The 18,340-nt window shown below is 36.7% G+C and carries 19 protein-coding genes; 11 read left to right on the top strand and 8 right to left on the bottom strand.

Annotated features, from left to right (window positions below):
• Positions 1 to 107 precede the first annotated feature (107 nt).
• The gene (locus KBP46_RS13830; RefSeq protein ID WP_216443498.1) at positions 108 to 1,436 is read right to left on the bottom strand and encodes a porin; all 1,329 of its coding nucleotides are present in this window, start codon (positions 1,434 to 1,436) and stop codon (positions 108 to 110) included.
• A gap of 239 nt (positions 1,437 to 1,675) precedes the next feature.
• On the opposite strand from KBP46_RS13830, the gene KBP46_RS13835 reads away from it, so the two are divergent.
• The 3 genes from KBP46_RS13835 to KBP46_RS13845 are packed head-to-tail and all read left to right on the top strand — an operon-like array spanning position 1,676 to position 3,731.
• Positions 1,676 to 2,362 carry a response regulator transcription factor gene (locus KBP46_RS13835; protein ID WP_062673226.1) on the top strand — a complete coding sequence of 229 codons (687 nt, stop codon included), beginning with the start codon at positions 1,676 to 1,678 and terminating at the stop codon, positions 2,360 to 2,362.
• Positions 2,359 to 2,676 carry a hypothetical protein gene (locus tag KBP46_RS13840; RefSeq protein WP_216443499.1) on the top strand — a complete coding sequence of 106 codons (318 nt, stop codon included), beginning with the start codon at positions 2,359 to 2,361 and terminating at the stop codon, positions 2,674 to 2,676. The genes KBP46_RS13835 and KBP46_RS13840 overlap by 4 nt, the downstream gene beginning before the upstream one ends.
• Entirely contained in the window at positions 2,673 to 3,731 is a 1,059-nt protein-coding gene (locus tag KBP46_RS13845) for a HAMP domain-containing sensor histidine kinase (protein ID WP_216443500.1), read from the top strand. The genes KBP46_RS13840 and KBP46_RS13845 overlap by 4 nt, the downstream gene beginning before the upstream one ends.
• Before the next feature lie 31 nt (positions 3,732 to 3,762).
• Here KBP46_RS13845 and KBP46_RS13850 read toward each other — a convergent pair whose 3' ends face one another.
• Both KBP46_RS13850 and msrB read right to left on the bottom strand, forming a co-directional pair.
• Positions 3,763 to 4,518, bottom strand: a complete 756-nt coding sequence (locus tag KBP46_RS13850; RefSeq protein WP_120232464.1) for a murein L,D-transpeptidase catalytic domain family protein — start codon at positions 4,516 to 4,518, stop codon at positions 3,763 to 3,765.
• Between the two features lie 127 nt (positions 4,519 to 4,645).
• Positions 4,646 to 5,092, bottom strand: a complete 447-nt coding sequence (gene msrB, locus KBP46_RS13855) for a peptide-methionine (R)-S-oxide reductase MsrB (protein WP_228432348.1) — start codon at positions 5,090 to 5,092, stop codon at positions 4,646 to 4,648.
• Between the two features lie 142 nt (positions 5,093 to 5,234).
• Here msrB and KBP46_RS13860 point away from each other — a divergent pair, with 142 nt between their 5' ends.
• The 3 genes from KBP46_RS13860 to KBP46_RS13870 are packed head-to-tail and all read left to right on the top strand — an operon-like array spanning position 5,235 to position 7,397.
• Entirely contained in the window at positions 5,235 to 6,479 is a 1,245-nt protein-coding gene (locus KBP46_RS13860; RefSeq protein ID WP_123278613.1) for a DUF445 domain-containing protein, read from the top strand.
• A gap of 28 nt (positions 6,480 to 6,507) precedes the next feature.
• The gene (locus KBP46_RS13865; RefSeq protein ID WP_216443501.1) at positions 6,508 to 7,080 is read left to right on the top strand and encodes a hypothetical protein; all 573 of its coding nucleotides are present in this window, start codon (positions 6,508 to 6,510) and stop codon (positions 7,078 to 7,080) included.
• Positions 7,081 to 7,118: 38 nt separating this feature from the next.
• Positions 7,119 to 7,397, top strand: a complete 279-nt coding sequence (locus tag KBP46_RS13870) for a hypothetical protein (RefSeq protein WP_216443502.1) — start codon at positions 7,119 to 7,121, stop codon at positions 7,395 to 7,397.
• Positions 7,398 to 7,427: 30 nt separating this feature from the next.
• On the opposite strand, the gene KBP46_RS13875 is transcribed toward KBP46_RS13870, so the two are convergent.
• Both KBP46_RS13875 and KBP46_RS13880 read right to left on the bottom strand, forming a co-directional pair.
• Complete coding sequence (locus KBP46_RS13875) at positions 7,428 to 8,465, bottom strand: quinone-dependent dihydroorotate dehydrogenase (protein WP_123278614.1); 1,038 nt, start codon at positions 8,463 to 8,465, stop codon at positions 7,428 to 7,430.
• A 332-nt stretch (positions 8,466 to 8,797) separates the two neighbouring features.
• A complete protein-coding gene (locus KBP46_RS13880) occupies positions 8,798 to 9,505 on the bottom strand; it encodes a pseudouridine synthase (protein WP_062673214.1) in 708 nt (235 codons plus the stop codon).
• A gap of 285 nt (positions 9,506 to 9,790) precedes the next feature.
• On the opposite strand from KBP46_RS13880, the gene KBP46_RS13885 reads away from it, so the two are divergent.
• From KBP46_RS13885 to KBP46_RS13895, 3 genes are all read left to right on the top strand, one after another.
• Complete coding sequence (locus KBP46_RS13885) at positions 9,791 to 11,332, top strand: glycine--tRNA ligase (protein WP_062673212.1); 1,542 nt, start codon at positions 9,791 to 9,793, stop codon at positions 11,330 to 11,332.
• A gap of 108 nt (positions 11,333 to 11,440) precedes the next feature.
• Positions 11,441 to 12,274: a hypothetical protein gene (locus tag KBP46_RS13890; protein ID WP_216443503.1), complete on the top strand. Its 834-nt coding sequence runs from the start codon at positions 11,441 to 11,443 to the stop codon at positions 12,272 to 12,274.
• A gap of 108 nt (positions 12,275 to 12,382) precedes the next feature.
• Entirely contained in the window at positions 12,383 to 13,912 is a 1,530-nt protein-coding gene (locus KBP46_RS13895) for a hypothetical protein (RefSeq protein ID WP_120232460.1), read from the top strand.
• Positions 13,913 to 14,002: 90 nt separating this feature from the next.
• On the opposite strand, the gene KBP46_RS13900 is transcribed toward KBP46_RS13895, so the two are convergent.
• On the bottom strand, positions 14,003 to 14,638 hold the full coding sequence (locus KBP46_RS13900; RefSeq protein WP_062673206.1) for a hypothetical protein: 636 nt from the start codon (positions 14,636 to 14,638) through the stop codon (positions 14,003 to 14,005).
• A gap of 201 nt (positions 14,639 to 14,839) precedes the next feature.
• Entirely contained in the window at positions 14,840 to 16,168 is a 1,329-nt protein-coding gene (locus tag KBP46_RS13905) for a M48 family metalloprotease (protein WP_216443504.1), read from the bottom strand.
• A 99-nt stretch (positions 16,169 to 16,267) separates the two neighbouring features.
• Between KBP46_RS13905 and KBP46_RS13910 the strand changes: the two genes are divergently transcribed.
• Together KBP46_RS13910 and KBP46_RS13915 are read left to right on the top strand one after the other, a co-directional pair.
• Entirely contained in the window at positions 16,268 to 17,401 is a 1,134-nt protein-coding gene (locus tag KBP46_RS13910; protein ID WP_216443505.1) for a serine hydrolase, read from the top strand.
• Between the two features lie 5 nt (positions 17,402 to 17,406).
• A complete protein-coding gene (locus KBP46_RS13915) occupies positions 17,407 to 18,018 on the top strand; it encodes a YdeI family protein (RefSeq protein WP_216443506.1) in 612 nt (203 codons plus the stop codon).
• 21 nt (positions 18,019 to 18,039) lie between these two features.
• On the opposite strand, the gene KBP46_RS13920 is transcribed toward KBP46_RS13915, so the two are convergent.
• Positions 18,040 to 18,315: a hypothetical protein gene (locus tag KBP46_RS13920; RefSeq protein ID WP_062673200.1), complete on the bottom strand. Its 276-nt coding sequence runs from the start codon at positions 18,313 to 18,315 to the stop codon at positions 18,040 to 18,042.
• Positions 18,316 to 18,340: the final 25 nt, after the last annotated feature.

The raw sequence follows: 18,340 nt of genomic DNA on the forward strand, positions 1-18,340 counted from the left end.
ATTAAACATGGGTAAAGCAGACGCAAACATATTTCCTGAGATCAGCAGCAAAGCAGAAGCCTGGACTGAGCGGAATAAAAATTTTCTTCTTTCCATTGTCATTTATTTTAATTAAAATCTATTCTGTATTTAAGGACAAACTGCCATTTCCGGTCTGAAACTACGGCATTGTTTGAAGGGTCATTGGTATAAACAGGTCTGTTCTGAGCGTCAAAGGTTAAACGGGAAGACATTCCGTTCATCAGCAGAGATATTCCTGCATCATAGATCACAGCATTATCATGAAGTCCTTTCAGATCTGACAGCTGCATTCCTACGGCAGGCTGAAGCTGAAGACTTTTCTTTTCTTTGTCCAGATAAGGCAGGGTTCCTCCCAGTTGTACATAATATGTATTTCCGGTTCCGATAACAGGCATTGCATTTCCTGCTCCATTCAGACTCGCTTGTGTAACATCTACAGAAGTTGCAGGATTATTGGTACCAACATACCGGATATAATTGGGTCCGTAGTCGTTATGCATCGCCATCCCATAAGCGCTTATTGACGTTCCTTTTTCTTTATTCAGTGGTGCATCATAAAATAAATCTACTGCAAAGCTTTTCATATCATCATTCACTGTATTCTTACCGGCATCCAGATGCCATAATGCATTGTGAATATAATCAAACCCGGCTCCCAGACTCAGTACATTCTTCTTCCCTACATAAGTTCCTGCATTAAAGGGAGTGGAAATATTTTCCTTGTCCAAAAAAGCATATCTGAAATATCCTGAGAAGTCTTTTCCGGGGGAGTTTTTACTAAAGGAAGCTACATTCAGTTTCGGATCAGAAGTTGCCATGGTATAAGGATCAGCCACTACCAGACGGTAATCAAATCTTCCGAGCTGTCCTTTAATATAGGCACTCAATTCCCTTACGGTATAATCTGTTGTTCCCGCATTGGAGGTTGCGTAAGCTGGAAGGTCGTATAACAGCGTATTCAAAGGTCCTGTAGTAAATCTTGAGAGGCCGCGCCATGTAGAACGTCCTGCACCAAGAGCAATTTTATCATTAAAAGCATATTCAGCGTAGGCATCCAGAAGGTCAAAATAATTACTTCCTTTTGCATTGACATTCACGTTGGTAGTTCCACCCTGCAATACAAACATCAGCTTTTCTGTTGGCTTATAAGTCATTTTTACACGAACCCTTCTAAGCGAAAGGTCAGACAGGTCTGATTTTGCTTCGTTATTGACAAGGCTTCCCGGATTAAGCTGGGTATATCTGGCCCACAATTCTGCATATCCGCTAAGAGAAATATATCGTGAGTGTTCTTCATTGAAATAATGAGTTAATCCGGGATTATTAAAATCATTTTTTTTCTGGGCTTCTAATTTCCCCATGAGTCCCAATAAGGAAAACAACGCGATTGCTGTTTTGAAAGAGGTAGTCTTCATATTTTTCTATTCTTATCTTTTGTTGATTTCAACGGGACAAAATTAGATTGCTACAAGCCCGACAGGTATTAGAAATCTATTAGAAACCTTATAGAAAACTATTAAAAGGGGGAATGTTTTCTGATAAAAGAAAAATATAAAATACCTTTGTACAGTGCTTTGGGAATAAATGAAAGTCAGGCTTTTAAAATCAAAAAAAACGTTTGAAAAACCAACACACCTATTCATCGTATTTCTTTATGAAAATTTTAATTGTAGAAGATAATTCACGCGTTTCAAGCCTTTTGAAAAGAGGGCTGGAAAGCCAGCAATATCAGGTTTATATTTCGGAAGATGCAGAAGATGCGATTGTCCTGCTGAATAAAATAACATTTGATCTGGCCATTACGGATATTATGCTTCCGAAAATGAGTGGTATTGATCTGTCCAAACTGATCAAACAGCAATATCCTGACCTTCCCATCATCATGCTTACCGCTCTTGGAACCATTGATGAAAAAATTGAAGGATTTGACGCCGGAGCAGATGACTATATGGTGAAACCTTTTGAGATTAGGGAGCTCTATGTGAGAATCAAAGCTATTCTGCAGAGGAGATCAAATAAAAATAAAGAAGCTTATCTGACCGAACTCGAATATCATGACCTGAAGATCGATAAGAAATTCAACAGAGTTTTCAGAAACGGAGCGGAAATAGAACTTACTCCCAAAGAATTTAAACTCCTGGTATTTCTGGTAAGCAATGCCGAAAGAATTCTTACCCGTGAAGAAATTGCCGAAAATGTATGGGGGAATCATTTCGACACCGGAACCAATTATATTGATGTCTATATTGCTTATTTACGGAAAAAGATTGATAAAAATTTTGATCATAAACTGATTCACACCAAACCCGGAGTAGGATTTATTTTTGCTTCACAATTATGAAAATAGCAACCCGAACAGCACTCATTTATTCCATCCTTACGGCAGGCATCTTATTTTTGTTTGCTTACGTTCTTTATTTTGTTTCTGAAAAAAACAGAGAAGATGAATTCAATGACCGGCTGGGATACAAAGTGATCTGGCGTTCAGAATTTATATTTGATGCCAGAATCAGTGATGAAAAAATCCGTGAACTCCACCAGCGTAACCAAAAACTTCTGAATGAAGCAGACATCAGCGTTTATAACAGCAAAAAAGAACTTACCTTCACAGATCTTCCTCCTCTCAAAAGCAATGAAAATATCTGGATAAAATGATCAGATCCGATAAAAACAGAATATTCTGGCAGCGGGGTGATCGTCAGTATATTGCCATTCAGCTCTCCTCCAACGGAGAAAAATATTATATTATTGGAAGTGCGGTAGACGTCACGGGAAAGGCCCATATTTCTGAGTTTAAAAAAGATATCATCATCATCTACATCAGTTCGATTGTTATCATTTTTATTATAGGATTTCTTTTTTCCTATTATACGCTTAAGCCTTTAAAGGATATCATTCTCCAGATCCGTGATATTTCAGAGCACAACCTTAATAAACGGCTGGATATTCCCAAGGCAAAAGATGAGATTTATGAACTCACGGAAACTTTTAATTCTACCTTCAACAGGCTTGAAAAATCCTTCAACAATCATAAGCAATTCGTGACCACTATTTCTCATGAATTCCGGACTCCTCTTTCTACCTTAATTGCAGAACTTGAGCTTGCCAAGGAACTTAACGTTACCTTAGATGACTATAAGCTTTCTATTGACAATGCTCTGCAGGATGCCAATGACGCTTCGGAGTTGTCATCTGCCTTGTTAGATTTTGCCAGAGCCAGCTATGATGTATCACAGATCAGTTTTACCAATCTACGTCTGGATGAGATTTTAGCAGAAGCTAAGCTTGCATTGCTGCAGAAAAATGCCGGCTTCAAAATCGGGATCAATTATATGAGCAATGCCTCAGATGATGATGAAAACAATTATGATTTTTATGGTAATCCTTACCTGCTGCAGGTTGCTTTTTCGAACTTAATAGAGAATGCCTGTAAATATTCGGCAGACAAAAGCTGTCATATTGAGATAGAAACCCAACAGGAACATATCAAAATCCATTTTATTGATCATGGGATCGGTATTTCAGAAAAGGATCTTTCAAAAATTTTTGATCTTTTTTACCGCGGTTCCAATAAAAGTTTCGAAAAAGGAAACGGAATCGGTCTTTCCATTGTAAAAAGAATTGTAGAAATACACGAAGGAAAATTGACTATCAATTCTGAAGTATCCAAAGGAAGTGTATTTACTGTGGAATTTCCTTCCAAAAATTAAAAAGCAGTCAAAAATGACTGCTTTTTTAATCTTACGCTTTCAACCATTCTGAGGAAGAAAGATAATTCTGATCAGGATAATAGATGAACAGACAGTTTTTTCCTTTAATCGTGTTGATTATAGACTGCGTCAGTTCTCTTGGGACGGCAGGGCATCCCCAGCTTCTTCCAATTCTTTTGTGCATTGCAGCAAATGCATCACTCACATAATCCGCACCATGCATTACAATTGCTCTTCTGTATGCAGCATCATTAAAGCCCTTATCCATTCCCAATAATTTCAGAGAGTATCCGTTATCACCCTGATAGGTTGCATCCGTGATATAAAATCCCAGGCTGCTCTGCAGCGAACTTTCCTTGTTAGAAAAATTCGTCGCAAATTCTTCGCCGGTATTTTTTCCGTGTGCTACCAATGAGTTGAACAGAACTTTTTTGTCTTCGAGGTCAATGATCCAAAGTCTTTTTGTGTTAGAAGACATAGAAAAATCGCAGATAGTTAATAAATGCGAATCCTGGGTAAGCAATCCTGCTTTTTTTAAATTTTCATAGCCCGTCAATGCTTTTGAGAACACTTCATAATTCAGTTCATGCCCCGGCTCAAATGCAATAGATTGGTACAGTGCTTCTGATGAAGACACTGCTGCAGTGTTCTTCTCAGATTTCGTTTCAGCTACTTTTTCAGTTTTCGTTGTTTTCACATTCTCACTTTTCACCACCACTTTTGGGGAAATGTAGAATGAAGTCGTCACCATGTAAACAAGGCCTAATACGCTATAAAATCCTTTCATTCAATACTATATAAATCCAAATTAGTGGAGCAAAATTATAAAAACATAATTACCAAGGGGTTATAACTCTACAAAGTTTAACGCTATTTAAGAAACTTTAACGTCCTGATTTTGTGAATTAAAGTGGTTATTTTTGAGAATCCGGAACAAATTCCAGACTTATAGAATTCATACAATATCTTAATCCTGTAGGCTTCGGACCGTCATCAAAAACATGTCCCAGATGGGAATCACATCTTTTACAAAGTACCTCTACTCTATCCATACCGTACGACTGATCTCTTACATAATAGACTCCTTCTTTATCAGCTTCAAAGAAACTCGGCCAGCCACAGCTGCTGGAAAATTTTGATGTCGAACGGAACAGATGATTTCCACATACCGCACAATAATATTCTCCTACCTCATCAAATTCGTTATATTTTCCTGTAAAAGCTCTTTCTGTTGCCGCTTCTCTGGCTATTGCGTATAGATCCGGAGCAAGGATTTTTTTCCATTCTTCATTGGAAACATTGAGTTTTGAAGTATCTGTTCTGGAATAGTATGGATTGTTTTTTGCTTCTGTATTTTCCATAGGAGTTTTTTTAATAGGTTTATATTTCTGCGTACATGCCTGCAGAATAATTAACAGGGTTATTGAAATTAAAAATTTCATAGTAAATTTTAATTCTTTAACCACGAATGGTTTCATAACCAAATTTAGTAAATTTGAGAACATGAATGACGAAGCAAAAAGAAAACAACTTAGAAAATATAAAGCATTTGCCACCGGATTATTTGTCCTGATGGCTGTTATTTTCATTGTTACCACTATTTTACAGAAGTCTGATAACTCTCACTGGATTGGCTATGTCCGGGCCTTTTCCGAAGCGGCAATGGTGGGTGCTCTAGCAGACTGGTTTGCTGTAACGGCATTATTTCGTCATCCTCTGGGGCTTCCCATTCCTCATACCAATCTGATTGAAAACAGTAAACAGAGATTGGGAGACAACCTTGGAAGTTTTGTAGTGGGTAACTTTCTTTCTCCTCAAAATATACGTCCTTATATCCAAAAACTTAAAGTTTCCAACTTTGTCGGTGAATGGCTGGGTAAGGAAAAGAGCCAGGAGATTTTGATTAAAAACCTGTCAGATATCGTTCTTGATATCCTCAATAAACTGGATGATTCTACGGTAAGCCAGTTTATCAGCAAAAAGGTTTCTGAAATGACCGATGATATCAAGCTTAACAAAGTGGTGGGAAACGGAATTGGCTACATATTGGAAAAAAATGACCATCAGAGAATCATCACCAATCTTTCAAAACAGATCAAAGAATACATCATTGAAAACGATGAAATGATTCAGGAGCGGGTAAAAAAAGGCAGTTATTCGTTCATTCCATCTTTTGTAGATAATAAAATCGCTGATAAAATTGCCGATGGGCTTTCTGAGTTTTTCAAAGAAATAGAAGAAGATCCCCAACATGAAGTAAGAGCATTGATAACCCAAAAAATTCATGAATTCTCAGTTGACCTGAAAGAAGATCCAAAGTGGGATGAAGAGTTTAAAACCATTAAAAACGGTCTTCTCAAAAATGATAAATTGGATGAATATTCCAATGATATCTGGGTTTCCATAAAAAAAACATTGATGAAAGAACTTCAGGAGGAAAACTCGGCTTTGAAAAACTATCTTACTAAAAATTTGAATGAGTTTGCCCAGAATTTAAAAACAGATGAAAATCTTCAGAACAAAATTGATCATTGGGTTCGGGTGACAGCTTATAAATATATTCTGAAAAACACTCATCAATTCGGGAATCTCATCAGTACTACCGTTGGAAACTGGCAGGGAAAAGAACTCAGTGAAAAGCTGGAACTGGAAGTGGGAAAAGATCTGCAGTTTATCAGAGTGAACGGGACGCTGGTCGGTGGGCTGGTAGGATTGATCATCTATACCATCGCACACTTCTTCATTTAAAAAAACTAAAATCCACGACAACTCAACCATGAAAAAAATTTTCAGTGTCTTCTTTTTCTTTTTCCTCACTTTTTTTATCGGTCAAAAAGTTGAATTAAAGAAAGTAACAGATTCTTCCCAGACTTTTACCGGGGAAATCGGAGGAATACCAATTACTGTTGAACTTAGCTACACAGGCATTGTCGATTGTGATCAATACCAGCATTATGTGGATGGATGGTATTATTATGACAAATACAAAAAGAAAATCCCGCTTACCGGAATATATGACTATTATGGAAATTTGTCGCTGTATAATTTTGGGACGAAACAAAAACAGAAATCAAAGCTTCTGAAAGAGCAGATCACCTCGCTGCAGAAAGTTGAAAAAACGGATGAGATGGCACAAAAGCTTTCGCCGCAGGAATATCTTATATTTGAAAAGATCAATACGGATAAAAATCCGGTGACGGGGTCTTTTTATTTTGGGAAAAAAGTTCTGCCTGCAAAATTATTTACGGGCAATGCTATGATCTACCGCCTCAACAATTATCTGTACTTACCGAATAATAAAAAATCAACACCTATGATTTTATCAATAAAGCAGGCGGAAACGAGCTAATTTCCTATTCTTCAGGAGAAAACGGGAACCGGGTTTTATTGTACTTTGAGCAGACATCGAATTTTAATGCCTGTGGACAGTGCGGGGCAAGTGAAGGAGAAAAAGGCTATAGAGTACTATACTTCACAAAAGACTGGAATTATAAAAACTATGAAGAATTCCTTACTGAGAGCTGCCGGGAGAATATATATGACGTTACCAAAACGAAATCCAAAGACAAACAAACAATTACCTATAAAATAGGCAAATCCGAAAGCACTCCGCCCCATACGCTTACAGTAAATATTAAAAACGCATCTGTTGTAAAGTCAAAATAAAAAAGAGAGTCATATCAACTCTCTTTTATTTTATCTCGGTAATCTGCTGGCTCTTTTTAGTAATTCCTGATTGATGTCGTTGATCAGTTGCGGGCCTTCATAAATAAATCCGGTGTACAACTGAACCAATACAGCTCCTGCATCCAGCTTCTCCATCGCATCTTTAGCAGAATGAATTCCTCCTACACCAATGATTGGAAATGCCCTGTTGCTTTTATCAGAAAGGTATTTGATCATTTTTGTACTTCTTTCACGAATGGGCTTTCCACTTAATCCACCATTTCCTATCTGTTCTAAAACTTCGGGGGAGGTTTTCAGCCCTTCTCTGTTCACAGAAGTATTGGACACTACAATTCCATCGATTTTTGTTTCTGCAATCAGTTCAATAATTTCATCCAATTGATTATTATTCAAATCCGGTGCAATTTTCAGTAATATAGGTTTCTGTACAGATTTTGACTGGTTTATCTTTTTCACTTCCGTAATCAGCTCTTTCAGATAGTCTACGTCTTCCAGCTTGGCGTGGCTTCCAACATTCGGGCAGCTTACATTTAGGACAAAGTAATCTACATGAGGATGAAGACCTTCAAAACAGTCCAGATAATCCTGGGTATAATTTTCCGGGCTTGTATCTGTATTTTTCCCGATGTTTCCACCGATGATTATTTTTCCTTTGTTAGATTTCAGCTTTTCAATAGCAGCTTCAAGACCATCGTTGTTGAATCCCATTCTGTTGATGATCCCACCATCTTCAATCAAACGGAACAATCTTTTCTTAGGATTTCCGGCCTGAGCTCTTGGAGTTACCGTTCCGATTTCTACAAATCCGAAACCAAGATCTCCCAATTCGTTAAATAACACTGCATTCTTATCAAAACCCGCAGCCAGTCCTACAGGATTTTTAAATTTTAATCCGAAAACTTCTCTTTCCAGACGCTTGTCTTCAATAGGTTTTGGTAAAAACAGTTTGGTAAGAAATCCAAAATTTTTAAGCATTGAAAATGTAAAATGATGAACTTCTTCAGGATCAAATTTGAAAAGGATCGGACGAATGAGCGATTTGTACATTGAAAAAAAGTTTTACAAAATTACTCATTTTAAAATTAATGCTAGATTGATGTATGATATTTTATCGAAATGGCTCATCTATAGTATCTATAAACTGGAAAACAACTGTATACTCAACAACTCAGTGGGATTTTTTTAATGCGGCGACCGCAAAGAAAGATGATTATCCTGAAAACATTTTGGTTCGCAAGGGGGAACGAAGTGCTCTTGCGATCGGAAATAAAAAGCAGACATAATTAAACTTTGCGAACATTGCTTTAAAACAATGGGCACAGGGAAAAGTACTATTAAATACCTTTTGAGATACTTAGAAACACCATGCTTGTGATAAGTCAAGGTTTTAATGAAGAGTACTCACTCAGATCGAATTTCAGAATATCCCCTACTCTTTTGAACTCTTCATCTATAGTAGCATTTACTGTAATTCTTTCGTTAGAAATGGGATGATTAAAAATCAGCTGGTGTGCGTGAAGCGTCATTTTGTTGATGTCAAATGTCTGAAGCCACAACTTATTTTGTTTGTTGCAACCATGTTTCCGGCAACCTAAAATAGGATGGAGAATATGTTTAAAATGTTTTCTCAGCTGATGAAATCTTCCCGTTTCAGGAATGGCTTCTACCAAAGAATATCTCGAAGTCTGATGCTTTAGAAAAGGTAAATCTATTTCTGAAGTCTGCAAACGGCGATAGTTTGTAACGGCATTTTGCTTAACTTCATTTTCATTAACCAAGTCATAATCAATCGTTTCTTCTTCTTTTGTCCAACCCCGAAGAATGGCCAGATATTTCTTCTCTACATCGCGTGATGCAAACTGCTCGCTCATGATTCTAAGAGTATCTTTATCCAGAGTAAAAAGCAGAACCCCCGAAGTTTTCCGGTCTAACCGATGTACGGGATACACTTTTTGCCCGATCTGTTTCTTCAACTCCTGAATAGCATAGGTATCAGCTTCTCCGGCATAAAAAGATTTATGAACCAGTAATCCGCTGGGTTTGTTGATGGCAATAAGATGCTCGTCATGATAAAGAATTTCTAACATCCGGCAAAAGTAAAGATTTTTCGATTGATATTATATGCTACCATCTTTGTAAACCTAACAGGGTTAGACATTCCTTTATCAATAGCCCCGATCTGAGAGAAAATCCCGCAGCGAGGCGGCGGCGCGAAGCAGAGCCGCCGAGCGAGGAATTGCAACGGAGAGCGGGTTCCCGGCTCCTGAAAAATTAAATTGTCAATATTTGTCTGTTTATTAACTGCTTTTTTTATTGAATCTCATGATTTTGGATCCAAATTGCTATTTTTGCATTTCAGACGTAAAAAAATTATGGCAAAGCAAGAAGATGTTTTCAAGAAAGTGATTTCTCACGCTAAAGAATATGGTTTTATTTTCCCATCGAGTGAGATCTATGATGGTTTATCCGCTGTTTATGATTATGGACAGAACGGTGCCGAACTAAAAAATAATATCAAACAATATTGGTGGAAAGCTATGGTACAGCTTAACGAAAATATTGTCGGCATTGATTCGGCGATCCTTATGCACCCAACAACCTGGAAGGCATCGGGCCACGTAGACGCTTTCAACGATCCATTGATTGATAATAAAGATTCTAAGAAACGTTTCAGAGCAGACGTTTTGGTGGAAGATTATTGTGCTAAAATTGAAGATAAAGAGAATAAAGAAATCGAAAAAGCAGCGAAAAGATTCGGGGATGCTTTCGATAAAGATCAGTTTGTTGCTACCAATCCAAAAATTATTGAATACAGAGCAAAAAGAGAGGCTATTCTTTCAAGACTGGCAAAATCTCTGGAAAATGAAGACCTTGCTGATGTAAAAGCTTTGATTGAGGAGCTTGAAATTGCAGATCCTGATACAGGTTCTAAAAACTGGACTGAAGTAAGACAGTTCAACCTGATGTTCGGGACAAAGCTGGGAGCTTCTGCTGACAGTGCTATGGATCTTTATCTGAGACCTGAAACGGCTCAGGGTATTTTCGTTAACTTCTTAAACGTACAGAAAACTTCACGTCACAAGCTTCCTTTCGGTATTGCGCAGATCGGTAAAGCATTCAGAAATGAGATTGTTGCGAGACAGTTCATTTTCAGAATGCGTGAGTTCGAACAAATGGAAATGCAGTTTTTCGTAGCTCCGGGAACAGAACTTGAATTCTACGAACAGTGGAAGCAGAAACGTCTGAACTGGCACAGAGCTTTAGGTCTGGGGAATGAGAACTACAGATTCCACGATCATGAAAAGCTTGCTCACTATGCGAATGCTGCGGCTGATATTGAGTTTAACTTCCCATTCGGATTTAAAGAGCTGGAAGGTATTCACTCAAGAACGGATTTCGACTTAAAAGCGCATGAAGAATTCTCAGGAAGAAAACTTCAGTTCTTTGATCCTGAGAGAAACGAAAACTATGTTCCTTATGTAGTGGAAACTTCTGTAGGTTTAGACAGATTATTCCTTTCCATATTCTCTCATTGTTTAAGAGATGAAACGTTAGAAGACGGTTCAGAAAGAACAGTTTTATCGTTACCTCCGGCATTGGCACCCATTAAAGCAGCTATTCTTCCATTGATGAAGAAAGATGGTTTAGCAGAATATGCAGAAAAGATTTTCAATGATCTGAAATATGATTTCAACCTGTTCTACGAAGAGAAAGATGCGATCGGAAAACGTTACAGAAGACAGGATGCCATTGGTACTCCATACTGTATCACTGTGGATCACGATTCTCTTACAGATCACACGGTAACCATCAGAGACAGAGATACGATGCAGCAGGAAAGAGTTCCTGTTTCAGAGCTGAGAAGAATCATTGATGAAAAAACGAACTTCAGAAATTTACTTTCTCAATTATAGTTTAAAAGCCCTGTTTTTTCAGGGCTTTTTTATTTTTCATACATTCCGGAACAACCTACCACAAAAATGATTATTTTTAGCGGACTAAAAACTAAACTAATAATAACCATGAAAAAACTGATGTTTTCATCACTTGCTGTGGCATTGCTCTCAAGTTGTGTCTCTAATGATAATCCGGCCGACCACAGAGACAACAGCAATAATTCTCAGAACAATAATAACGGGCCTTTTCATCTCTTAAAAAAAGCAACAGACGTCAACCCGGGTGGTCAGCCCTATGTGGTGGAATTCAAATATAATGGAGATAAACTTGTAGAAACATATAATGCACTGGATGATGATCGAGTTGTTTATACTTACAGTGGAGATTATATTGCTAAAACAGAAGAGTTCATTGGTGGCACTCTGGTTCTGATGAGAGAATTCACCTATTCTAATGGAAGGCTTTCAACGGAGAAAATTACTGATAAAGAACAGGGAACGCTTACCTATACCAAAATCTATCAGTATCTCAGTGATACCCATGTTCAGTTTGATGAGTATAAAAGCGGAACTTATAATCCTGCAACAGGAACATATTCCAATCTTGTATTTGCACAGGTGGATGTCAATTTAACCAATGCCGGAAATGTGGCCTCAGCTAAATATACTTATAACGGAGTTACCTACAATATCACCAATACTTATGACACTTTCAATAATCCTATGAAAGGGATTAAAGGTTTTGTTAAGATCAATTTATTTGACGTGAGTGATGGTCAAATAGGTTATAATAATTTATTGAATCAAACCGAGAGTTATTCCGGTTCATCTAACGGAACCAATAAAATTACAGCCGTTTACACGCTTAACGGAGATAACTATCCTACCAAAGCCGTTACTACTTATGAAAGCTCGGGTTATGGAACAAGCACTCATAACTGGCTTTACGAATACTATTAGTAATTGTTCTGCCTTTTTAGATCATAAGCTTTGGAAATATTTCCAGGGCTTTTTTATTTTTCGCAACATATGGGTTAATTTATTACTTTTATCGCTCAAATTTTAACCATGAAAAAAATAACGCTGATGATGTTTGGACTGATCCAGACATTTGCATTTTCTCAAACTCAGGACCTGACAACTCTCGCTGCAGGTGATCACGTGGGAATGAATGCTCTATTCGATGATAAAGACAATCTTTACGGCTACGTTTCTCTATACTCTTACGGTAAATCCGGTGATAAGACCAAGAAGTTTGAGTATGTTATCCTCGATAAAAACCTCAACCCTGTTGCCAATAAAGAGTTTGAGGGAGATATTACGGCTGCTTCTTATTTGGGATATGTTGATTTTAAAGGTCAGATTATTTTAAAGCCTTCCATGATGGATTATTCTCTTGTGAAGAGCAAAGAAGTCTTTACTCCGGTTTCTATGGTAATCGATCCGAAAACCAACTCTATTACCCGAAAAATATATTATGATTATCTGGAAAACGGCACTTTCAAAGAGATCAACGAACCGAAGAGCTGGAAGGAACAACGTAAGGAAAACCGTGATGAGAAAAAAGAGAAAGGCTATAACTACGTTTCTGCGGTAGGAGAACTGAAAGAAGGTGGCTATTTTGCTGTTGAATACAAAGATTATGGGAAGTATGAAAACAGCAACAGCCTCATGAGGTTTGATGACAACAAAAAGGAAATCTGGAGATACAAATACAACACTGACGGAAGTAAAAAACTGTACACTACTTTATCCGTTCTGGAAAGAGACGAAAATTATATGTACTGTATCCTGAAGAAAGTGAATGACAAACAGAAGACATTCAATCTGATGGTTCTTGACATGAAAACCGGAAAAGAAACATCCAACAAACCGATTACCGGATTATCTGATGATACAATAGACAATATTGAATCCTTCTACTCCAACTACAGAAAGCTTGATAATGATAAAACTTTTGATGATAAAATAGTTCTGCTGGGAAGAAACTATGATGATTCAGAATCAGTAGGATTTGCAAGAATGATCCTCAACAAATCTGATTTTTCGGTAGATATGAAAGCGATCAATTATGAACCCAATATTTCTGCTTTTCTTCCCAAGGTCAACAAATATGGAATGGTAGAAAGCGGTTATATGCTTCAGACCAAAGATATGTACTTTATGAACGATGGAAGTGTGGGTATTTTATCCGAAAAATATAAACCGGCAGGGCAATACAACGCTCCAAAGACTACAGATCTTGTGTATATCTACACAGATAAAGATTTCAAAGTGAAAAATGTTCAGGTTTTTGAAAAGGAAAAATCAAAATGGGTCAACAGTGATTATCTCTTCTCACAATACCTCAACGGTGGAAAAGACGTAGTGTTTTTCTATCGTGACTATCAAAAAGACGAAGTAACCAGGCAGAAAAGATGGAATTTGTTTATCAATACCATTATTGATGGAAAATTCAAACAGGAGATTATTCCGATCTCTGAAAAAGATAATTATGCAGTAACGCCATACGTTGGAAAAGAAGGCTACATTCTGCTTCGGGAGTATAATGAAAAAGAAAAGTTTAACAAGATCCGTCTGGAGAAATTAAATTATTAATACAAAAAGAACCCTGACTAAACATCAGGGTTTTTCTTTGACTTTTGAATACAGCACTAATAATATTTCCTTTACTCTAAATTCTTTTATTTAAAATTCGGTTTTAATTTTATCTAGGTAGGTATAATCTTCTTTAACCTTTGCTACATAAGGATCTCTTCCTTCTGGCCTGTTCAGAAAATTTGAGTGGAAAACCTCCGTTTTTGAGTTGAAAACAATTTGGGATGCAAGCGTTTCCGATAACGGTGCATATTCCGTAGAATTCAAGGTTAATAATGTATTATATAGAAGGCAATATCCAGGATACTTTGTATTGACCAATTCCTGAGCATATTGTGCTATTAATTTAGCTTGATCTGTAGTGGGTGCAGTATTTTGAATACCCAGTAAATCTTTTTTCGCAAATAATATATAAATCAGATATTGTTTTGAAGCCGTACTTAAATCTGCACTATAAAGTGCATTGATGGTTTTCCAGTCAACTTTGGGGTCATTCATCTTATGGGCAAGATCATTTTCAACATTGAAAACCATAAAATCTGTATGAGCATCAAGATAAGGCAATTGCTGCGTATACTCTTTTCCGGCTGTCTTTCCAGATGAATTGTTGTTATTTAAAATGGATGATTTGGATAATACTTTATCATTTTCTGTTGTACCTTCTTCTTTAGAACAACTTGTTACAACTGAAGATAAGACTATGATAGTTAAAATGAATTTTTTCATGGTATTTTACTTTATTATTAAAAATTTATTTTTTTTATTTCATGGGAATCAATTTACTTCAGTATTTACAATAGGGTTTGAACTCCGATCTTTTGGAATATTCCATTTATATCGACGCCATAATCACCAGAAAACACGTAATAACTTGATGTATTTAAGGTTTAACAGCTAAAACTGTAATTAGTTTTTTAATCTGCTTAATCAATCTATTTTAGCGATTGTCTCATTCGTCTGATAAAAATCTGCGATATTCTTTATTTCATCAAGGCTTAAGTTCCACATAAAGTTCAGAAACTGCTGATAACTTTCACTTTGATTTTTAGGTTCTATTCTATCCAGATACCGGTTCAGATTATAATTTTTTCTTGCTTCATATATTTTGGTAAAGCATCTTCCCAACCAGCTTTTATAGTACTTTTCCTCCTCTTCATCCTGTAAAAACTGCATGGCAGCATAGATTCCAAGTCCATAATCTTCTGAATGGAAATAATTGGGTAAAATCTCCATTCTCGCCGTTTTTCTTAATGTTAAAAACAGATCTGAGGGTTTTTCCGGACTAACAGGAGTTTTAAGCTCTGTAAATGTCTTTTTAAGCACTTCTAATCTTCTGGAAACTTCAGGATGAGAAGCAAGAGAGTCTTTGTTCAGCTTTTCTTTATAGAAATTATAATTGTACAGAGAGAAATCTTCCTTCTTCATCCATTTTTCATTGAATGCCTGCTTGGGAAGATTAAATAGTTTTTTATATGTTTCTACCTTCAGCTCTCTTGGTGAAATGGTATCAAAATCCTGCAATCTCTGAAGAGCATTGATGAATTCTGCTTTCTTGAAATCACTGTTTTTAAAGATAACATATCCCAAAGAATCTGCCTGCATTTCGCTTTGCCTTCTTTCTACTCCTTTCTTGTAGGCTGTATTTTTAAAAATATCGAAAGCCTTTTGGTTCTGGTCCTGACTTCTGCTTGTTGTAGTAGATTTTATGTTCTGCACCACCACTTTATCCTGTTTATCCTGTTCGATAATTTTCAAAAAAGTCTTCAGGGAATGCTCCTGGATTTTATGTCCCAGCTCATGGGCAATCACCGCGGCAATCTGTTCCTCATTATTCAGCCAGCTGTAAAGCCCCATGTTGATGACAAAGGTTCCATCAGCAAGACAATAAGCATTGGGTGTGTTGTCTTTTGCAATCAGAATTTTCAGGTCCTGAGGAATTGTAGGATTATTCTTTTTAAGACGTAGAATCATAGACTGTATACTGGTTTCAAATTCAGATTTAAAGATAAAATCCTTATTCTTCACCTGCTTTTCAAAATCAGTTCCGAATTCTTTATAAATTTTGGATAATTCAGAACCTGTTTTTCCGGAATATTGGGACTTTAATCTCTTTACAGTGGCTTCATTATTTCCTTCAAAACTCTTTAAAAACGCTTTTCTCTGTATATAATCTGCGGTATCTATTGGTTTATAAATCTGGGCTATTCCCATAATTGAAAATAGGAAGTACCCCAATACAAAAAGTTTTCTGGTCATAGTTTTCTTCAATAAGAACAAAAATAACTTATTTGCTGATTCATTTTAAATTTTATAACCAAATTATTCTAAATTTGTTAAAGACCCATTCGTGAAAAAATGAGAATACTAAAGTATATGATAGGTGGAGCTGTAGCAGGTGCAGCAGCGGCTTATTTTTTTGGATATGATTACTTATTTAGTGGTATTTCCAAAACCTACCTTAAAGGAAAATCAAGTGCATACATCGACGACGGAGATCTTTTCCCCAGCAACCCTATTGCGACGGAAGAGCCCAGGCTATGGGAAGAAGATCCTGACTACAACAAAAAAGATTTACCTAAATACTTAGTTGAAAACTTAAAACACTCCAGAACAGCAGCTTTGGTAGTGATAAGAAATGGAAGAATTCTTCATGAACAATACTGGGAAGGCTATAACCAGCTATCCCAAACCAATTCTTTTTCTATGGCAAAAGCAGTGACTGTGATGCTTTTGGGTAAAGCACTGGAAGAAGGAATTATTCCATCTATTGATGAAAAGTTTTCAGATTTTTATTCTGAATTTAAAAACAAACCCTTTGGAAATAAGGTTACCCTTAAAAATTTAGCTCAAATGGAATCCGGACTGGACTGGAATGAAGACTACAACAATCCTTTTCTGCCCAATGCTAAAGCCTATTATGGAAAAAGCCTTGTAAAAGCTGTATTCACAAGAAAATTCAAAGAAGAACCAGGAGTCAGATTTGAATATCAAAGCGGTTCTACACAACTTCTTGGTTTTGCTCTTCGAAAAGCACTGGATAAACCATTGGCAAATTATTTATCAGAAAAGTTCTGGGCTCCTTTGGGAATGGAGCAAAATGCTAAATGGACTACGGATAATCATGGTATGGAAAAAGCCTATTGCTGTATTCATTCCAATGCAAGAGATTTTGCCAAGCTGGGACAGTTATTTCTGGATGATGGAAAAGCGGGAGACCTGCAAATCCTCAATCAAGATTTCATTGAACAGATGAGAACTCCTACTGAAAAGTCTGAAAACATTTATGGAATGGGACTTTGGATTAATCATGACAACCCCATCAAACATTATTATTTCCTGGGATTACAGGGTCAATATATCATTATGGTTCCGGAGCACAATATGGTTATTGTAAAAACCGGAAGCTATTCCAACAACCCTAAAAATGACAGAGGAAGACCTGATCAGGTAAAATTTCTTGTTAATGAAATTGTACAATTATTCCAATAAAAACGATGGAGAAATACAGTCCCAAAATTGATGCCTATATTGAAAAATCACAGGATTTTGCGAAACCTATCCTGCATTATATCCGTGAAACCGTTCATGAATTCTGCCCTGATGCTGAAGAAACCATGAAGTGGAGCTTTCCCCATTTTATCTATAAAGGGAAAAATCTTTGTGCTATGGCTTCTTTCAAACAGCACTGTACTTTTGGGTTCTGGCTGGAAAAAGAAATGAAAACCATGCAGGAGATCACTCAGAATATTGAGAAAAACTCGATGTTCAGTTTAGGAAAAATTACGCAGGTCGGAGATCTTCCTTCCAAACCACAGCTGAAAAAAGCAATTAAAGAAGCGATGGAGCTTACTGATATGGGCGTTACCATGAAAAAAGCGGCTCCTTCCAAAACAGAAATGGAAATTCCTGATTATTTTCAGAATGCATTAAATGCCAATCAGAAAGCTCTTGACCTATTTTTAAAGGCTTCTCCGTCCTTTAGAAAAGAATATATTACATGGATTGCAGAAGCTAAAACAGAAACTACCCGAAATAAAAGAATGGATCAGGCTCTGGAATGGATTGCTGAAGGTAAAGGAAGAAACTGGAAGTATGAAAGGAAATAAATACACCCAATTAAGAAAAAATTATTTCAAAAAATATAGAAGATCATTAATAAGTTCATGGTATGATCTCTTGTACTCTGATTTCAATATTATTCCTGTTTCAAATTCCTCCATAATCACATCATAGCCATTGGTTTTAGAATAGTCATATGCAGAAATATAGATGAGAACATTCCCCTTCTTCATTCCTACAGCCATAGTATCTGCATCCCAGTAGTCTACAAATTCATATCCGGAAAAGCCTTCCAGAGATAGTTTTTCTAATAAATTATTGATATCAGTACATTTATTTTCCATTCGGCAAGAAATCGTGAAAAGGGAA

The organism is Chryseobacterium sp. PCH239, from assembly GCF_018924625.1.
GTDB lineage: Bacteria > Bacteroidota > Bacteroidia > Flavobacteriales > Weeksellaceae > Chryseobacterium > Chryseobacterium cucumeris.

Coding starts and splice junctions, on each gene's coding strand:
- KBP46_RS13835 (WP_062673226.1), top strand. CDS start 1,676: ATGAAAATTTTAATTGTAGAAGATAATTCACGCGTTTCAAGCCTTTTG.
- KBP46_RS13910 (WP_216443505.1), top strand. CDS start 16,268: ATGAGAATACTAAAGTATATGATAGGTGGAGCTGTAGCAGGTGCAGCA.
- msrB (WP_228432348.1), bottom strand. CDS start 5,092: ATGGAAAATACAGAAGCAAAAAACAATCCATACTATTCCAGAACAGAT.
- KBP46_RS13895 (WP_120232460.1), top strand. CDS start 12,383: ATGAAAAAAATAACGCTGATGATGTTTGGACTGATCCAGACATTTGCA.
- KBP46_RS13850 (WP_120232464.1), bottom strand. CDS start 4,518: ATGAAAGGATTTTATAGCGTATTAGGCCTTGTTTACATGGTGACGACT.
- KBP46_RS13885 (WP_062673212.1), top strand. CDS start 9,791: ATGGCAAAGCAAGAAGATGTTTTCAAGAAAGTGATTTCTCACGCTAAA.
- KBP46_RS13905 (WP_216443504.1), bottom strand. CDS start 16,168: ATGACCAGAAAACTTTTTGTATTGGGGTACTTCCTATTTTCAATTATG.
- KBP46_RS13920 (WP_062673200.1), bottom strand. CDS start 18,315: ATGGAAAATAAATGTACTGATATCAATAATTTATTAGAAAAACTATCT.
- KBP46_RS13840 (WP_216443499.1), top strand. CDS start 2,359: ATGAAAATAGCAACCCGAACAGCACTCATTTATTCCATCCTTACGGCA.
- KBP46_RS13875 (WP_123278614.1), bottom strand. CDS start 8,465: ATGTACAAATCGCTCATTCGTCCGATCCTTTTCAAATTTGATCCTGAA.
- KBP46_RS13915 (WP_216443506.1), top strand. CDS start 17,407: ATGGAGAAATACAGTCCCAAAATTGATGCCTATATTGAAAAATCACAG.
- KBP46_RS13865 (WP_216443501.1), top strand. CDS start 6,508: ATGAAAAAAATTTTCAGTGTCTTCTTTTTCTTTTTCCTCACTTTTTTT.
- KBP46_RS13880 (WP_062673214.1), bottom strand. CDS start 9,505: ATGTTAGAAATTCTTTATCATGACGAGCATCTTATTGCCATCAACAAA.
- KBP46_RS13860 (WP_123278613.1), top strand. CDS start 5,235: ATGAATGACGAAGCAAAAAGAAAACAACTTAGAAAATATAAAGCATTT.
- KBP46_RS13900 (WP_062673206.1), bottom strand. CDS start 14,638: ATGAAAAAATTCATTTTAACTATCATAGTCTTATCTTCAGTTGTAACA.
- KBP46_RS13845 (WP_216443500.1), top strand. CDS start 2,673: ATGATCAGATCCGATAAAAACAGAATATTCTGGCAGCGGGGTGATCGT.
- KBP46_RS13830 (WP_216443498.1), bottom strand. CDS start 1,436: ATGAAGACTACCTCTTTCAAAACAGCAATCGCGTTGTTTTCCTTATTG.
- KBP46_RS13890 (WP_216443503.1), top strand. CDS start 11,441: ATGAAAAAACTGATGTTTTCATCACTTGCTGTGGCATTGCTCTCAAGT.